Raw genomic sequence first — 15,625 nt, 5'->3', positions numbered from 1 at the left:
GAGAGCATGACGAGTCTGAGATCGAAGGTGCGCGACGAGTTCCCGCGGGGTTGGTGGCGGTCAGGAGTTTGGTGGCTGGCTGGCTTGCGGGAACTGGGGTTGAACTGTCTGGCTGCCGTTGCGGGCTGGCTTTTTATTCGTGAAGCGCTCCACCTCGTACGTGGGCGGGATACGCCCCGCCAGATCGCGGACGGCCTTGTCCCGGTTGAAGGCTGGACCGCAGGGCTGCTGGTGAGCCTGGCGGGTCTCGGGAGCATGGTTGCCCTGGCGACGCAGGACAGCGCGTTGGCGCAGGGGCACCTCCTGGCTCTGTTCATGGTGGGGATCCTGTGGTTCCTGGTCGACGTTGTGGTGTCGGTCACGGCGCTGGCAGTTATCGCCAGGTCGCGCATCCGGCACCGGGAGGCCTGGGAGGAGCTGGACTTCATCGAGGCGAACCTGCCGAAGAACGGCCGCCCGCCCGAGACGGTCGAGGAGTACCGTGCGCAGCACTTGAAGGCGCGGCGGTAGAGCCGGAGGAAACAGAAGACCCCGTGGACGCGATGTCCACGGGGTCTTTCTGACTGTTCTGCGCAGGATTCAATCTTTTTTGGGCCGCTCGAACAGACGGGCCATCTGGTCAAGACTCTCGTCGCTGAACACTCCAGACACGAGCCCGGCAGGGCGCTCAGGCAGGAGTTCCGACTTGAGTGTGAGCTTCACGTAGCCTTTGGTCGGACGCGACTCGATGACGTAAACGATCTCGTGGACCGCGGTCACCGCGCCGGGATGCGAGCCCGTCGTCGTCTCATGGGTCAGCACCCTGAAACCGGACCTGTGCCCGATGTAGTCGAAGAACCGCTCCAGCGTTTCCTTCTCGATCCGGCGGGCTTCCCGGTCGTCGCGTCCCGAGATCTCGATCCGCTGGATGTGCGTGCAATCGATGTCCTCCGTCGGTCGGCGGACGTCATCGAAGTCCCACGTGGCACGCGCGGCCCTCAGCTGTTCAGAGCTGGGGTAGGCGACTCGACCCTGGTAGTACCTGGTCTTTGCTATGAGGGTCATGCTGGTTCTCCTGTGGCAGCGGTTCCGGGCGAAGCGGGTGAAAAAAAGAGAACCCCGTGGACGATATGTCCACGGGGTTCCTGGTCGGCTGAACTGATCGTGGCTCTGAGGTTTGGCCTCAGCTGCAGGCCTTGGCTGCTACAGCCTTGCCCTCGTCGCCGTCGACAGGTACGAACTGCGGGTCGTCGACGCCGGAACTGAAGATGTAGTCCAGTGCTATCGACTCGGTTCGGATGGAGATCGATCCGGGTCCGACGTCCTCACCGGTCCGATTGGAGCCGTTGTTGTCATCCCATGTCACCGACGTCCGGCCGTTGTCGATCGTGCCGGTCGAGACGACTCGGTATGCGTCATTGTCGCTGCGGTGATTGAGGTCGATCGAGCCGGCCCGGGCAGCCTCGAGCAGCGCGGTGGTGCTGTTGCATGTGCTGCCCTTGTCGGTCGTCGGGGTTGCGTAAACGATCGAGCTGCCATCCACAAAGAGGACGTCACCGCCGCCATTCGGGCCCTTGGTGGCGATCCATGCACCGCTGGCGTCGCTGGTGTTGTTGCTGCCATCGGCTGCGCCGCCGCAACCAGTGAGCACGAGCGTTAGAGCGGCCAGGGCCGCAGCGGTCGCGGCCAGCTTCGTCCGCGTTGCCGGTGCGGTCCTGGTGATGTGCATGATCTTGTCCTTTTCGTGGTGTGTCGTTCGGTGGATGAGGGTGTGGAGGCGGTTTTTCAGCCGCTACTCGTTCTGGGCGGTATTCGGTGCGCGGCGCAGTGACATGAGTACCAGGACGCCGCAGGCGGCGACCACGACCGACAGAAGAGCCAGGATGACCAGGCCGATGCCGATCGATGCCCCGGACAAGCTGCTGATGGAGGCCATGTTGCCGAAGCCATTGATCATCCCGACCAGTCCGGCGGCGACTCCGGATGCGCCGGTGGTGATGCGGGCCCACTTTGCCTTCATGACAAGGGTTGCGATGGACGAGCCGATGACGACGAGCATGAGGAACAGGATGATGCCTCCGTCGCTTTGCTCAAGCTGCCTGCTGAAGAAGTTCACGGAAACACGGCGTATCGATGCGATCGGCAGGAACAGCGAGATGATGGACAGGAACGCGGCGGCCGGCAGGATCAGGGGTACCCGGGTGATCCAAAGCTGCAGGCTGCTCTTCGGGTCCTGGCGCTGCTCGTCGAACGCCGCCTTGGCGGAGTGCGCGGCACTCTGCGCCGCGGGTGCGACCTTTGCTTCGTAGAGATTCCTGGCACCTGCGGCGACCTGACGGGCACCGTCGGCCATCTGCTGTATTGACGGATCACGGGGTCGGCGCTCGGACGCGACGTGTCCGAGGCGAAGCGCTTCCTGGTACTCAGCCATGGTCGGTTCACGATGGTGTTCCTGCTGGAACGCGGCGGCCCACTGCTCGGCGCTCATTGTCTGGCCTGCGTGTTGCTCTCGCGACTGCGGCTCAGGCGCTTGTGACTGGTTCTCGCTCATAGCCGCTCCCCCCTTGCGTCTCGTTCTACCCAGTGTGCCCAGGTGGTGTTTTACTCGAAGGGTCCAGCGTCTCGGCTCCACAGTTCAGCACAGCATCCCCGAGTTCCGGATCCCAAGCCACGCCCGGGAGCCGAAGCTGGTCCCCACGCGCCCACCTGGACGGATTCTCTGCTCAGCTGGGCTGAGCCGGCTTTTCCACTCGTATACCTGTTTTCTCTACCAGTATGGCAGAACGTACCAGATGTACCACCTATGAAACGCCGCTCAGAGCTTTGTCTCGGCCTTTTCGAGGCAGAGCGAACAACAAGCAGAACCCCTGGCGGAGAAAGCCAGCAGAGCGTCAGCCTGATGGCCTGTATGCCATTCCGGGCCGTCGGGGCCGGGCACTGCGCCACAGACGGGAAGGAGGTCGTCAGGTCTGGAGTAGAGATGGTGGACGGTGGTCAAGGTCGCGTCGGGCATGGATCCAATTCTCGCAGGTCGCCGCGATGGGGCCCGGGACGTAAGATCTGAGCATCCGGACATGATCTCTGATCCAGGCGTCCCAGCTTCTCTGGACGAGCAAGGAGAGGCGGAGTTGTGAACGAGATTATCGGCATATTGCCACCTCTACCCACCTCGCAACATTAGAGATTTGACCCATATCAATTGTCATAGTTTGCCCCGCTGACAGCTGTCAGGTGGGTCATTCCTACTGTTTTCATGGCAGCATTCAGTTCCTCATCGAGGTTGCCCGTGTCACCCGTCACCATGCCAGGCAGCAGGCCGCGGGAGTCTCCCGGCAAGGACGAGCTGCTTTCCCGGAACAAGTCACGGAGTCCGGCCGGGCCATTATTCCAGGGACCGGCCGGAGCCAGGACAATGGGGGCCGAGGTGCTTGACAATATCGCCGCTTCCGCTTGGCCGCCTTCGGGGGATCGCAGTTTGCCTGTGGTGCGGAGTCGCTGGCCTGCCCGCACATCTTGCCATTCGTCGCCGCCCATGACCAGCAACTGTGTGCGGGCATGTATGACATTGCCCCTGACGGTCAAGGAGTGCGCCGTGACTTTGGTGGCCCATCTGTCACCGGCTCCGGAGTTGCCCGGACCCGCTAATTTCCTGGGGGAAGCCTCCACAGTGAGTTCGGCTATGACGGCTGCTTTCGTCGAGACAGCATCTGCCATCGCTCCGTCATGTCTCTGGGTTGCGGCTCCTGCTGAGTGACCTGCTACAGCAGCCGCCAACAAAAAGGAGACGGCGAAGGTTATACGAAGGCTGCGTCCGGAAGTCTGCCTTCCGCGGCGAAGCCTCTCCCGGGCACCACCACCCCGCTTCCTTGCCTGGAAATCCGTAGGCCGCATCCAAGCCAACAGAGCACCGCCTGCAGCGATCAGTGCTGCACTGAGGACCACCAGTCCGGCGGGCCCAAGCCAGAGGCCGGCAACGGCTGTTAGCCAGGCAATGACCGCGGCAGGCACGAGGCGAAGGTCAGCGCGTCTGCGGGGTTGTGCGCTTTCTTGCGCGCCGGAGTGGGAAGCACCGGCCGCCCTCAGCTTCTCCTGGATGATCTTCTGCCACGCTGTCCGTACGGAGGGGGTCGCCGCTCGTGAGCGTGGCACGGTGAGACTCCGTGGCGTATTGCCGGCCTCGGCAACGTCCTGGGCAGGGGGATCCGATTGATGTCCAGGATGAACGGCGGCATCCACGTACCGTTTCCAGGGGCTAACCCGCGTCATGCGTGATTCCCGTCAGACCGTGACGTGAGGCAGGAGGGCTTCCAGCATTTTCGGTCCCACCCCATCCACTGCATCGAGTTCCTCCACGGTCTTGAAGTCGCCGTGCTCCTTTCGCCAGTCAACGATGCGCTGGGCGAGCACGGGGCCCACCCGGGGCAGGGTGCCCAGTTCGTCCACGGATGCCGTGTTGAGATTGATCCTGTCCGTTGGTGCCGCCCCTGAACCAGCGGCGTCTCGATCCGCGTCCTTCGCTGGTTCAACCGAAAGTTGTTCCCCCACCAAAGGAACGTGAACCTTCTGCCCGTCCGTCAGGACCGCCGCGAGGTTAAGCCTGTTCAAGTCGGCGCCGGGCAAGCTTCCGCCCGCGCCCGCTACCGCTTCGTGAATCCGGCTGCCGGCCGGCAATTCGACAACGCCGGGCTTCTGGACGGCTCCCGCAACGTGGATGACGATCTTTCCTCCGACCTCAGGTCCCTCCGCCGTACTGGTATCGGTCGCCAAGGTTCCCGAATCTGTAGCCGCAGGAGGGCTTTGGCTTCCTCCGGCGGCACTTGAAACTGCGCTGAGTGGAACTGCCTGGGGGCTGTTTGCGGCAGCCGACCACCAGAACCACCCGGCCAGGATCATTGCGGTGGACGCAATCAGCACGCCGGCACGCTTACCGGTTCGCCAGCGTGTGCGCGCGGGATGCCGGGAGCCTGCCCCATCGACAAAACCGTTCGTCTCCATAAAGTCAGGCCCGTCCTTAAAGGCAGCCCCGTCCAGGAGCCCGCTGGCTTCCGTGTGGTTCCCTGCGAGCACGCGCCGGGCTCGGTCCGCGCTGGGGGCGGCTCCCGGATTCCGACGTGACATGGAAACCACGCTACGAGAGTGCCGTGGACCAGGACAGCGGGAGTCACCCTTATGTGGAAAGCTCTGGGCATGTGTCTTTCCACGTAAATGAAACGATTGCCGCGTCCACCGGTAAGCGTCATGAATACCGATTCGGGAGAACACGTCAGCGCAAGTCTAAAAAGCCTTGCAAACCAGTGCGGTGAAATCCTGTCTCCCGTACGATGAACGCGTCTCATCACTCTGGCCTTTGGGGGAATCTTGAGGGATCCGAAATACCCGCAGAAGCATCTGCCACGCGTCTTCGACACCTCGTTCGACTACAAGACGGACACACCAAGGACCAGACCCGACCCGGATGGTGGCAGTCCGTTGCTCCGGTGGGACCACGAGCTGCTGTGGAGCAAAGAGCTGCCGTCCGGAGATGTTTTCGCCCCGAAGGTGACAACCAGACAGCGCGAGTACCTCATTTTCACGGACGCCAATACAGATAGGTATTGCTACGGCAGCGACGCCATCACCAGCTCCTATACCGGAAGGTCACGTCCAGCGCCTCTGGCCAACGCCATGGCCGACCTGAGCCAGTGTCAGAAATCCCGCTACCTGAACCCTCCGTACACCATCGGCAGTGCAATGATTTGGCCCGTCAGGAAGGGCCAAACCACGATTAACCAGGCCAGGGGATTCGATCCCTCGGGTCGGCTGATCGGCGATCGCATGGACCTCACCCTTGAGTGCATCCGGCGTCACTACAGCACAGAGCCGGAGGATCCCCCCGCTGGCGCCCTCAAAGACGCCTACAGGGACTTCTTTGCGGTCATCAACTCCTACAAGGACTTCTTCGCGCTCTTCGATGGATTCAAGGAGTTCGTAAACTTCTTCCACTTTCAAGACCTCGTGACTCCCGACAACAAAGCCGTTCGGTTCTACCTGGACTTCAACAACTTCGAGCGTCCCGGGACACCGGCCACAAAAGATGAGTACGTGACGTACCGGGAGGCCACACTCCAGTTCATCGCGGGACGGGGGCGTCGGATGGCCGAGTGGGTCGCGGAGCACCACCCCGAAATTGAAGTTCATAACCCTTGGTGGCAACCCCGACAAGTCATGGAATGTACGGGCCTGCGTCCCCGCGAAGTCAGCGGCGGCCATAGCTCTAGTGAAGGAGATGGATGAGCGAGGTTGAAAGAGAAGCCGTTCGGGCGATCCTCGACGCGGAGAACCTTGACCACTTCAACTGGTTCGAGGATCGTTACCAAAAGGCATACGAAGCTGGCATCCAGAAAGTGAACTCCGGATGGCGGGTATACGGGACGGATGAACGAGCTGCTGCCCTCTACGACAAAGTGCACGCAGAAGAGGGAACTGCGCTAGCCAAGTTTCTGGACCTGGCCAGACACAACATGCGCCGCCATTGGGACGACGACTACAAACGCTACGAAAAGCAGCTTCTTAGGGATTGGAAGGGCCGACGCAACCAGAGCACCTGAACAGGCTGTAACCAGGGCAGCTCTCACCATCAGAAGGGACAAAGGAATGGGTCTCAGAAGTCTCTTTCAGCGAAAAGCAGTCGCACCGGCACACGGGGATCCTCTTCCGCCGTCGGCCGGCCCGGACGAGCCGTTGGCACCGGAACTCCACAAAGAACTCCAGGCCGCGTGGGCCGAACTTACTGAAGCAGCCAAAGCCTCCAGGGTGACCACCTTCAATGCGTGCACCCGGACAGGCAGGCACTGGACAGAGGACCCGGCCGCAGTCAGAGACATAGCAGCCACACTCAGAGAATTCCCATCTCTGGACAACCAGCAGAAGTCAGCGCGCGACGGCGACTGACTGATCCCGACCCACTCCGGGAGAGCTGAATTTACGCCAGCGCCCGTGCGACGTCGTAGCCGGCTGATTTCGCCCCGTAAGCCGACCGTTACTGGGCGGTTGTGTTCTGTGGTTCCCTGCTGTGAGCGGACCCGGATGGAGTTACTTGAAAATCGACGACGTCGACGAATGCGTCGGCCGGCATTGCCGGGTAGTGCCGTCGAAGACCTTCGAGGTAGCCCTCCACCGTTCCACCGTTTGAAAGGCGGAGTCGTTCTGGAGTTAGGTCATTGATCTGATACCGCTGGATTTCAAGGATCTCCCCACGAAGTGGTGGACACTTTACATCATCTTCGAAGTAGAAAATGGCAGGGCCAAGTGCAATCCGCTCGTCCCAACGGACCGAGGAGGTTTTCTGGCCGGATGTTATTGCGTCATAGTGGCTTCGGTTGAAGCGGAACACTCGCCCGGCTTGCGCATCCGGAAAGAAGTACGTGTCCGAAAGAAGCTTGGCAATGGGGCGCATCCGGGGGCCATCCACGGTTGGGACCGCGACCAGAATATCGGGGTGCAGATCCAGCATCACCTGCCGGCAGCGGCCACAAGGCGAGAGGAGACCACGTCCGCCGTCGCCGGCGGCTGCCATCGCGACCAATGGGCCAGCTTCAGCGGTTGCGGCTACGCCCAAGGCGACGAGCTCGGCGCAGGGGCCGCCGGTGAAGTGATGAACGTTCACAGCTGTGTGTATCTGGCCGTTGGTGTCCATGGCAGCGGCTGCCACGGTGTGGTTTGGGTTGCTACCGAGCGATCGAGCCAACGCCTCTGCTGCCTCAATGACGCGTCGTTCCATATCCAGGGGTTTCATGGGTATCAGCATTCCACGAGTCGTGTGAGACGCAGTGCGTCGGATCTTCGGTCCTCAACCGGACGCTACGGGCGTATCCGCCGTTGTTAGAAAACTGGTCGAGGAGCCAGTAGAAGGTGACGCGGTTCTTGTCAGCTGCCCGGAAGAGTGAGTCTCGACGCCCACACCGGCCATATCCCTTTTGAGGAACTCTATGCGGGTTTCGTGTAAACCAAAGAGTAGCGCCAAAATAGCCGGCGACGAATCCTCCCGCCAGGCAGCTGCAATTTAACTGATCTGCGGATCTCGGCAAACATTTCTCGTGGCATTACTGTTGGCGCCATCATTTCAACGGGGGGATGGGCAGCGATGGGCCAGTGTTTCACGACACCGAAAAGTGGATTCGTAATGAGCGCAATCATGGACAGCAGTCGGTCAGTCAGAGTTGCTTCGCGATAGCACCCAATGACGACCAGACGGCCGCCTGGGCGTAGCAGTAGTTTCAGTTTTGAGAGCGACTCGTCCAGCGGGAGGTGATGGAGCACCGCCACCAAAGTGATTGCGTCAAACTGCTGCTTCCAGTCGAGCGTATCGAAGTCGCACTGCCGGATTGTGATCTCTTCTGCGGTTTCAAACCGTGATTGCGCCGTGCGAGCCATCAAGTGGTCCGGTTCAATGCCTGTGACGTGTTCAAAGCAGGCTCGAAGTCCCGCGACAAGATTTCCCGAGCCGCAACCGATATCGAGTGCGCTATACCGCGGTCCCTGCGCTGCCTGCCTCAGAATCCATGGTGAATAGAAATCGTTGTGGCTCCAAGGATGGCGCCTGTTGATCGCGTCAATCTGTTCGAGCATCCGCATGCGACCAACCGTAACGGTGTCAGTCGTATTTGCCGGCCTTTTTACGGGCTGAATTTCATCGATCCGGGCGGGCGAACAGGTCGAGCACCTCGACGAGCCTGGCTTGGGTGTTGTCGCCACCGCCATGAGCGTCAGCCTCGACGACCTCAAGCGTTGCAAGCGGCAGTCTGCTGGCGAGCTCGTATGCGCTTCGCAGAGGTGATGCTATGTCAAGGCGTCCCCTCAGGAAGTACGCCGGAATGTTGTTCAGCCGGTCGAGGCGACTGGTGATCGCGTCCTTATCGAGGAAAGCGTGGTTGCCGAAGTAGTGCGTGACGAGTCTGGCGAAGCCAAGACGCTGCCGAGCATCCTGGAAACGTGCACTCGGCTGAACCGGACCGCTGAGTGTGGCCAGGCGATCTTCCCACCTGCACCAGGCGAGTGCGGCGGCGCCACTCACTTCCGGATCGCTTGACCGAAGCAGCTCATTGAGGGCCGCCGTGATATTGCCGTCACGGTGAGCAACGGGGACGGCTGCCAGCAATTCGTCGTACTCCTGCGGATAGATCTGCCCCATGGTATGCGTCAGCCAGGCCACGTCGCTGGCCCTGGTCGTGACCACCGCCCAGAGGACTAGTTCCGACACGCGCTCGGGATGTTCCACCGCGTAGGCCAACCCAAGGGTCGAGCCCCATGAGGCGCCGAAAAGCAGCCATTGATCGATGGCAAGGTGCTCGCGCAGCTGCTCCATGTCTGTCAGCAGGTGGCCGGTCGTGTTGTTTTCAAGACCGGCGAGGTCATCGCATGCATTGGGCAGGCTACGGCCACAGCCTCTCTGATCAAACAAGACAATGCGGTAGCGCTCCGGGTCGAAGTACTGGCGCCACCACGGGGCAGCACCGGACCCGGGCCCGCCATGGAGGACAATAGCTGGCTTGCCTCGCGGGTTCCCGCAAACCTCCCAATAGATCTGATGGCCATCACCCGTATCGAGCATTCCGGCGTCGTAAGGCTCAGTGATCGGGTGAGGCATGTTCCGATCCTACTGGTCACACAGTCCGACGCATGCTGGGCGGCGTGCCCCTATCTATATGGCATGGAACCCTCGCAATTTAGATATGGCAAGAGGCGTGGGGGCACCATTTTGAGGCTCCCGCCAACCCCGCTAGGGTCTCCTTATGGAGTCACTCCGTCGATTTCTGGCTGACCTCTATACCTGAAGGCGGCGGCCGAGACCGAGCTGCCTGCAAGCTGCCTGCCCAAAGCCCGGTCGAAAAGGAAATCCGTGAAATTCGTCGTCATATTTGGACCCCCTGCCGTTGGCAAGATGACTGTGGGTCACGAGCTTTCGAAAATCACCGGCTTTCGGCTTTTTCATAACCACATGACGATCGAACTGGTACTGAACTTCTTCGAATTCGGTGAGCCCCAGTTCGAAGCCTTGGTGTCCGAGTTTCGCCAACGCGTGTTCGAAGAAGTTGCCGCAAGCGACTTGCCAGGGCTGATTTTCACCTTCGTTTGGGCCGTGGAGCACGAATCTGACCGGGAGTTCGTGGAGCGGAGTTGCGACATATTCCGGGACAAAGGTGCACACGTGTACTTCGTTGAGCTCCAGGCTGATTTGGAGGAGCGGCTGAGCCGGAACGAAACTGAATTCAGGTTGTCACACAAAGCCTCCAAGCGGGATATAAAGAGTTCCAGGAAGCGCTTGTTGGACTACGACGAGAAATACAAGCTGAATTCCGACGGCGACTCTTTCATCAAAGATAACTACCTCAAAATAGATAACACGAACTTATCCGCAGTCGAAACTGCGGGGATGATTGCGGACGAATTCGCATTCAGGCCGACTACCTGATGAAGGCCAGCCGGGAGCGCTTGATTCCCGGCCTTTGAAGAAGTTCATGTCGGCAACCCTAGCGGGGAAACCACGCTGACTTTGCGATGTCCCATTTCCTTGGATATGGGGCGTTCGGTCCCGAGCTAGACTCCACAGCCCCGGCGGGTTCAGTGAAGGGGTGCCTGGCAAAGCCAGTCCATAGCCTCATTGCGGGAGGTGAAAAACCGAGTGGGACACGGGAGTGTCCGCCGTGCCATAGCGAAATTGGCAATGACACGATTGAGTGGGCTTGAGCCAAGAAGGGCAATTCGCGAAGCGGCGCACTTGACGCTGAAAACGGACCTGGCCTGACGGGTCACCGCTTGGGTGTTCGCTATGTCGATCAACATCGGGTACTCGGCACCGTCAGCAAGCTCATTGACCTTTGCCATCGCCGCATGTACATCATCGGCCTCCAGAACGGTCCCCGGCTTCCACACAAGGTGGAGAACTCCCTCGGCATCGAGTTCCACGGTTCCCTTGCCGCCGTCAACAGTGATTGGTTTCATCTTTTGCTCCCCCAGCATCTTGTGGAGCTAAGACTAACTGCCTTCTTGAAGATGCGCAGCCAATTGCCGCCTCGGCTTCTACCTCTATGCCACATCAGGCCGGCCGAGCCCCGCCAGCACACCGTCGAGGGCTCGCCTGAGCTCCTCGGGCTCGAGTCCATCGGTCGAGAGCACCAGCAGGTCGCGGTCCTCGAACACGACTCTCCGCACGCCCGGAACGGCGGCGAAGCGCTCCTCCAGGCTCGCGTACGCGTCCGCGCCTAGCAGGTCCTCGACCTCCTCCGGCAGGCTTACCTGTACGTCCCACGGGCCACCCGTCAGCGGCGTCACCTCGACGGTGACGTGTGTGGCCACAGCCGTCGGCGCGTCGGCGCGTACTGCGTCGTTCTCATCCAGGGCCGGCGCACGCGCGAGCCGCAATGTGGGGTCGTACTGATCGATCATCTTTGGCACCAGAGCGGAGAGCGGTCGACTGGTCCGTCCCGACAGCACGTCGGCCACCGCCAGTGACGCGAGCCGATGCGGGGTGTTGACAATGCCTTGGAGCACCGGCTGGTGTCCCGTGACGAAACGCGGATCGGTGTCGAACACCCACCGGGCACCTGTGGCCGCGGTGATCACCTCGGCCACGGCCGCGGCAAGCCCCTCGACCCACTCTGCGCCGGCCTCGGTCCAGTCGGGCCGATGGCCGGGTGGCTCGAACCAGAACGGATCGGCCGTGACCGGGCTCGGATCGTGCACCCTGGCCGCGACGAACGCGGCCAGGGCATCGAGCGACTCGACCGTCCCGTCGGCCGGGGTCCCCCAGGCAGCGGCCACCCGGTCCCGGAACCACGGCAACCGCCAGACCAGCTGTTCGACGTAGTCACGCGCCATCGGGAGCGCGACCTCGCGGGGGCCGGGGAGCCGCTGTCGAAATAGGGGGTCATGGCAGATAGATATTCGCCTTGATGCCGCGCAGCTTCAACTCGTCCAGAAGGGCAGGTGTGGGCCCGACCCGATTGCTCCGGACGCTGGGAAGAAGTGCCATACCACCTCGTCGACGATGGGCAGCTTCCTACCGTATTCGATGGACCCGGACCGGAAAAATATGTGCACCAGCGGCTTCGCCAACTCCCCCAACGTCATAAGGTCAGCCTATCGTTTAGGCGGATTAGACGTCACCAACGGAAGCTCTCTCCCATACATTCAACGCTTCGACGGCAGGCGCCGGAACCGCGACCTTCGCTGATCCGGACGCCCGTGAACAGGACGATCCCGCACTCCTGAGCTGGCGTGAGAGATTCTGGACCGCAGCCCTGGCCGATCCAAAATACAGCCAGAACACCGTTGCGGTCGCTTCCCATAAAGGCACGCTGATCGGCAGTGCAATGGCAGGTCCGGTTCTTACCGGAGCGGGCGAGCTGTGGCAATTGCATCTCCTCTACGCCTATGCCGCATTCCATGGACGGCGTGCGAATGGTCCGAACGACTCAGGCAGTAAACGACCCCTAAAAGGATCTCCCTAACGCGACAGGATGTAGCGGCGTTCCGGCCGGCCGGAAGAGTTGCGAACTTTAACGTCCGACGTCGGGGTCCAGCCAGCATTCTCATAGGCAGCGATAGCTCTACTGTTGTCCGCGATAACCCAAAGTTCCATAGGAGTTTTTTCCGACCTCGAATGCTCCTGGAGGTGATCGAGGAGTCGGCGGGCGAGACCAGTGCCCCATGCTGTCGGGTCAACCGCTAAATAGAGCACTTCAAGAACATCACTGCGAGGTATGACGACCGAGAACGCCATCGCCTTTCCTTCAAGCCGGGCAATCAACAGCAACGCCCCATCCAGCCCCAGAGCTGATTCGATACCAGGCAGCTTGTCCTTGGGCAGTGGCACCACGGGAAGTTGATCACGCCGAGCCGTAGCACGAGCCCAAATCCCGGCCGCGTCTCGCGCGGCCGCGCGTCCTTGCTCCGCCTGTACAAGTGGAACTGCCGATGAGGTCATCTGTCGATCCTGTCACGACGATGCGAAGGAAACTTTCACGGTTGATCATCGTGAGGAGTTTGTAGATCTTTCGACCTCCATACAGATCCCCACAATCACCTCAGCGAGTTCTACCGGCCGGCTGATGAACGGTGAGTGGCTCGACTCTAAGCTGATCACTGCGGTGCACCGTCCGGCCATGCGTTCCTGAACCGTAGGACTGAGCGCTTTGTCGCGTCGACAGATGATGTAGGTGCTCTCGATGCTTTGCCAGGCGACACGTCCGGGCACCCCCCGGCCGTGACCGGGCTGCTGCGGCAGGAGCAGCGCCGTCGCCCACTCACTGTCGGCTTCAGTACAATCGGCGTACAGGACCTCTCGGGCTTCCCCCGGCTGGATGCTGGTTGTCCCGTCGTCGTTGAACCGGACGGCATCGTTGACCAGGGCGTCTGCTCCGCCCAGCAGCGCACCGCTTTCACCGGCTGTCGGAACGAATGCGGCAACATAGATCAGGTGGCTGACCCGCTCCAGACCAGTGATGACAGATCCGCCATAAGAGTGCCCCAGCACCACCGGCGACTTTCGGCATTCATCGACGACCTTCTGCACAACGGCCGTGTCGGCAGCAAGGGAACCACGGTGCAGACGCGGAACCTGAACAGTGAGCCCGTACCTCCGCAGGCTGTCCGCCAACCGGTCAAAGTGCGCGGGCTGATGCCACAGGCCATGAATGAGTACGACCTCAGCTTGCTGTCTCATCCACACAGCCTACGGAGACTACGGGGTAGAGATCGACAGGCCGGAGCGCGGCCTGCAAGCGATCCATCTCGAACGGGAATGCCCAGGGCGCAGGAAGGACGAACCTAGTAGGCTCTGGTTCGTGATTGCTCAAGTCTCAGGAGAAGGTCGTCCCCTCGTCGCCATCCACGGATTCGGGGTAGATCATCGAATTATGCTCCCGCTTGAGGAAATCATCGACGGTGCCGGGTGGCAGCGTATCTATGTTGACCTCCCTTGGGCTGAAGGGAACGCTGAGGATCAGGCGTCCAGTGCAGACCACGTCGCGCAAGGGGCTCTGGACGACATCCAGGAATACCTAGGGGACCAACCGTTCGCGGTGATCGGCAATTCCTACGGTGGCATGATCGCCCGGCACATCGCCCACGAGCTCCGGGATCAAGTCCTTGGCCTTGCTACTCTTGCGGGCGTATTCGAACCAGTCCATCGGGCGCGCACCCTTCCCCTTCGGCAGGTCGTCCGAAACGATCCGTCCGTCCTGGCCAGGGCCGGTCAGGTGAGGGACGACTACGAGGAGATGACCGTAGTTCAGAGCGAGGCCACACTCAATGCATTCATCCGGTATGCACTTCCCGGCCTTCGAGGGGCGAACCAAACCGTTCTCGAACGGGTGGCGGCGGACTACGCGCTCTCTGTCGAACCGGAGGTCGCCCACCCTGCTCCTTTCGAAGCGCCTTCTTTGCATCTTTTCGGGCGTCAGGACCATGTAACAGGCTATGAGGACGGGTGGAAACTCAGGGACCACTATGTCCGCGGAACCTTCGCGGTTCTCGACGCCGCTGGCCATAATGCTCATCTTGAACGCCCGGATCTCACGGCCGCTTTACTGATGGATTGGCTTCTACGGTCCAGCGCTTCTGCCCGATGAGAATCGCGCGGGGCGCAAAGGTCGCTATGAGGAACGAACTGCTCAACAGAGACTATGCGTCGTCGGCGTCACTTCCCTCGCCAACGATGACTGCCAGTACACCGAGTCCTGCGTGGGCGGCCAAGACCGCAGGGAGTGAACTGATCTGTACCGGGGCGACGCCGTCCAAGGATGCAGACAAACGCAGGGCCAACTGCTCGGCCTCCCCCGCATTTCCGAAGTGGTGCACGGCTAACCGCGCCTTGCCGGCCGCACGCTTGCCGACGTCGGCCGCGACAAGCTCCTCAAGCCGTGCCACTGCCTTCGCTGCGGACCGTACCTTCTCGAGCGGGATGATCCTGCCATCTTCGACTCCGAGCAAAGGTTTGATGGCAAACATGGTGCCGAGGAGCGAAGCTGCCGCCCCGATCCTGCCCCCGCGCCGCAGTTGTTCCAGGCTGGGGACGTAAAAATACACCTTGGTGTGGGCCAGACGGTCCTCGGCGGAGCTTCGAACTTCGGCGGCAGACAGCCCGATGGCGGCAGCTTCCACCGCACTTTGGACACCCATCCCCTGCGCCATTCCCACAGTGCGGGAATCAACAACTTCCACGGGGACACCCACCCGGCCCGCGGCGAGTCGCGCGGAGTCGGCTGTTCCTGACAGCTCACCGGAGATATGGATAGACACAACGGCCTCAAACCCCCGCTCAAGGGCGGCACGATATGCCTGCTCAAACTGTCCCGGGGAAGGCCGCGAGGTCTTGACGGCCTGCCCTGACGCCAAGGCCACCGCAATCCTTTCAGCGATGTCGTCTTCACCTTCGCCGTAGATCTCTTCGCCCACCATGACAGGCATGGGGATTACACTGAGGCGGCCGTCAGCCAACGCATCGACCCATTCGCGCGGCAAGGCAGCCGCAGAGTCCGTCACAACAGCCGTACGCACCACGGCGGCGGGGACTGCAGGCGGGCTTCCCGGCCGATTGACGCTTCGAAGGCGAACAAGGCGATCCCTCAGCCAAGGCCAGCCCGCGGGTTCGCGTTCCGCCACCAAG

General features: G+C 61.3%; 20 protein-coding genes. 6 read left to right on the top strand and 14 right to left on the bottom strand.

Features of this window, described 5'->3' with window-relative positions:
* Window positions 1-6: 6 nt before the first annotated feature.
* Window positions 7-510 (top strand): hypothetical protein, encoded by a 504-nt coding sequence (locus MU551_RS00745; RefSeq protein WP_247040227.1) that lies wholly within the window; start codon window positions 7-9, stop codon window positions 508-510.
* A gap of 69 nt (window positions 511-579) precedes the next feature.
* Here MU551_RS00745 and MU551_RS00740 read toward each other — a convergent pair whose 3' ends face one another.
* The 6 genes from MU551_RS00740 to MU551_RS00715 all read right to left on the bottom strand — a co-directional run bounded on the left by MU551_RS00740 (window position 580) and on the right by MU551_RS00715 (window position 5,097).
* Entirely contained in the window at window positions 580-1,044 is a 465-nt protein-coding gene (locus MU551_RS00740; RefSeq protein WP_247040226.1) for a hypothetical protein, read from the bottom strand.
* A gap of 118 nt (window positions 1,045-1,162) precedes the next feature.
* Window positions 1,163-1,708 (bottom strand): hypothetical protein, encoded by a 546-nt coding sequence (locus MU551_RS00735; RefSeq protein ID WP_247040225.1) that lies wholly within the window; start codon window positions 1,706-1,708, stop codon window positions 1,163-1,165.
* 63 nt (window positions 1,709-1,771) lie between these two features.
* Window positions 1,772-2,530 (bottom strand): hypothetical protein, encoded by a 759-nt coding sequence (locus tag MU551_RS00730; protein ID WP_247040224.1) that lies wholly within the window; start codon window positions 2,528-2,530, stop codon window positions 1,772-1,774.
* Between the two features lie 264 nt (window positions 2,531-2,794).
* Window positions 2,795-2,992 (bottom strand): hypothetical protein, encoded by a 198-nt coding sequence (locus tag MU551_RS00725; protein ID WP_247040223.1) that lies wholly within the window; start codon window positions 2,990-2,992, stop codon window positions 2,795-2,797.
* A gap of 182 nt (window positions 2,993-3,174) precedes the next feature.
* Window positions 3,175-4,245 (bottom strand): hypothetical protein, encoded by a 1,071-nt coding sequence (locus MU551_RS00720; protein WP_247040222.1) that lies wholly within the window; start codon window positions 4,243-4,245, stop codon window positions 3,175-3,177.
* A 12-nt stretch (window positions 4,246-4,257) separates the two neighbouring features.
* Entirely contained in the window at window positions 4,258-5,097 is an 840-nt protein-coding gene (locus tag MU551_RS00715; protein ID WP_247040221.1) for a helix-hairpin-helix domain-containing protein, read from the bottom strand.
* Window positions 5,098-5,337: 240 nt separating this feature from the next.
* On the opposite strand from MU551_RS00715, the gene MU551_RS00710 reads away from it, so the two are divergent.
* The 3 genes from MU551_RS00710 to MU551_RS00700 are packed head-to-tail and all read left to right on the top strand — an operon-like array spanning window position 5,338 to window position 6,909.
* On the top strand, window positions 5,338-6,252 hold the full coding sequence (locus MU551_RS00710) for a DUF6994 family protein (RefSeq protein ID WP_247040220.1): 915 nt from the start codon (window positions 5,338-5,340) through the stop codon (window positions 6,250-6,252).
* Window positions 6,249-6,566 (top strand): hypothetical protein, encoded by a 318-nt coding sequence (locus tag MU551_RS00705; RefSeq protein ID WP_247040219.1) that lies wholly within the window; start codon window positions 6,249-6,251, stop codon window positions 6,564-6,566. Before MU551_RS00710 ends, MU551_RS00705 begins: the two co-directional genes overlap by 4 nt.
* Window positions 6,567-6,612: 46 nt before the next feature.
* On the top strand, window positions 6,613-6,909 hold the full coding sequence (locus tag MU551_RS00700) for a hypothetical protein (RefSeq protein ID WP_247040218.1): 297 nt from the start codon (window positions 6,613-6,615) through the stop codon (window positions 6,907-6,909).
* 88 nt (window positions 6,910-6,997) lie between these two features.
* Here MU551_RS00700 and MU551_RS00695 read toward each other — a convergent pair whose 3' ends face one another.
* From MU551_RS00695 to pip, 3 genes are all read right to left on the bottom strand, one after another.
* Entirely contained in the window at window positions 6,998-7,753 is a 756-nt protein-coding gene (locus MU551_RS00695) for a hypothetical protein (RefSeq protein WP_247040217.1), read from the bottom strand.
* Window positions 7,754-7,944: 191 nt separating this feature from the next.
* Complete coding sequence (locus MU551_RS00690; protein ID WP_247040216.1) at window positions 7,945-8,592, bottom strand: class I SAM-dependent methyltransferase; 648 nt, start codon at window positions 8,590-8,592, stop codon at window positions 7,945-7,947.
* Window positions 8,593-8,647: 55 nt separating this feature from the next.
* Entirely contained in the window at window positions 8,648-9,604 is a 957-nt protein-coding gene (pip, locus tag MU551_RS00685) for a prolyl aminopeptidase (protein ID WP_247040215.1), read from the bottom strand.
* 252 nt (window positions 9,605-9,856) lie between these two features.
* Between pip and MU551_RS00680 the strand changes: the two genes are divergently transcribed.
* Complete coding sequence (locus tag MU551_RS00680) at window positions 9,857-10,429, top strand: ATP-binding protein (RefSeq protein WP_247040214.1); 573 nt, start codon at window positions 9,857-9,859, stop codon at window positions 10,427-10,429.
* Window positions 10,430-10,578: 149 nt separating this feature from the next.
* On the opposite strand, the gene MU551_RS00675 is transcribed toward MU551_RS00680, so the two are convergent.
* From MU551_RS00675 to MU551_RS00660, 4 genes are all read right to left on the bottom strand, one after another.
* Window positions 10,579-10,959, bottom strand: coding sequence for a DUF7793 family protein (locus MU551_RS00675; protein WP_247040213.1), 381 nt, complete (start codon window positions 10,957-10,959; stop codon window positions 10,579-10,581).
* Between the two features lie 84 nt (window positions 10,960-11,043).
* Complete coding sequence (locus tag MU551_RS00670) at window positions 11,044-11,835, bottom strand: hypothetical protein (RefSeq protein WP_247040212.1); 792 nt, start codon at window positions 11,833-11,835, stop codon at window positions 11,044-11,046.
* A 628-nt stretch (window positions 11,836-12,463) separates the two neighbouring features.
* Window positions 12,464-12,943: a GNAT family N-acetyltransferase gene (locus tag MU551_RS00665; RefSeq protein ID WP_247040211.1), complete on the bottom strand. Its 480-nt coding sequence runs from the start codon at window positions 12,941-12,943 to the stop codon at window positions 12,464-12,466.
* A 45-nt stretch (window positions 12,944-12,988) separates the two neighbouring features.
* On the bottom strand, window positions 12,989-13,681 hold the full coding sequence (locus MU551_RS00660) for an alpha/beta hydrolase (protein WP_247040210.1): 693 nt from the start codon (window positions 13,679-13,681) through the stop codon (window positions 12,989-12,991).
* 121 nt (window positions 13,682-13,802) lie between these two features.
* Between MU551_RS00660 and MU551_RS00655 the strand changes: the two genes are divergently transcribed.
* Entirely contained in the window at window positions 13,803-14,588 is a 786-nt protein-coding gene (locus MU551_RS00655; RefSeq protein WP_247040209.1) for an alpha/beta fold hydrolase, read from the top strand.
* Window positions 14,589-14,640: 52 nt separating this feature from the next.
* Here MU551_RS00655 and MU551_RS00650 read toward each other — a convergent pair whose 3' ends face one another.
* Window positions 14,641-15,621, bottom strand: a complete 981-nt coding sequence (locus MU551_RS00650; protein WP_247040208.1) for a DegV family protein — start codon at window positions 15,619-15,621, stop codon at window positions 14,641-14,643.
* Between the last annotated feature and the right edge of the window lie 4 nt (window positions 15,622-15,625).

The sequence above is a fragment of the Arthrobacter rhizosphaerae genome (assembly GCF_023062595.1).
GTDB lineage: Bacteria > Actinomycetota > Actinomycetes > Actinomycetales > Micrococcaceae > Arthrobacter > Arthrobacter rhizosphaerae.
This window is presented reverse-complemented; position numbering and strand designations above follow the sequence as displayed.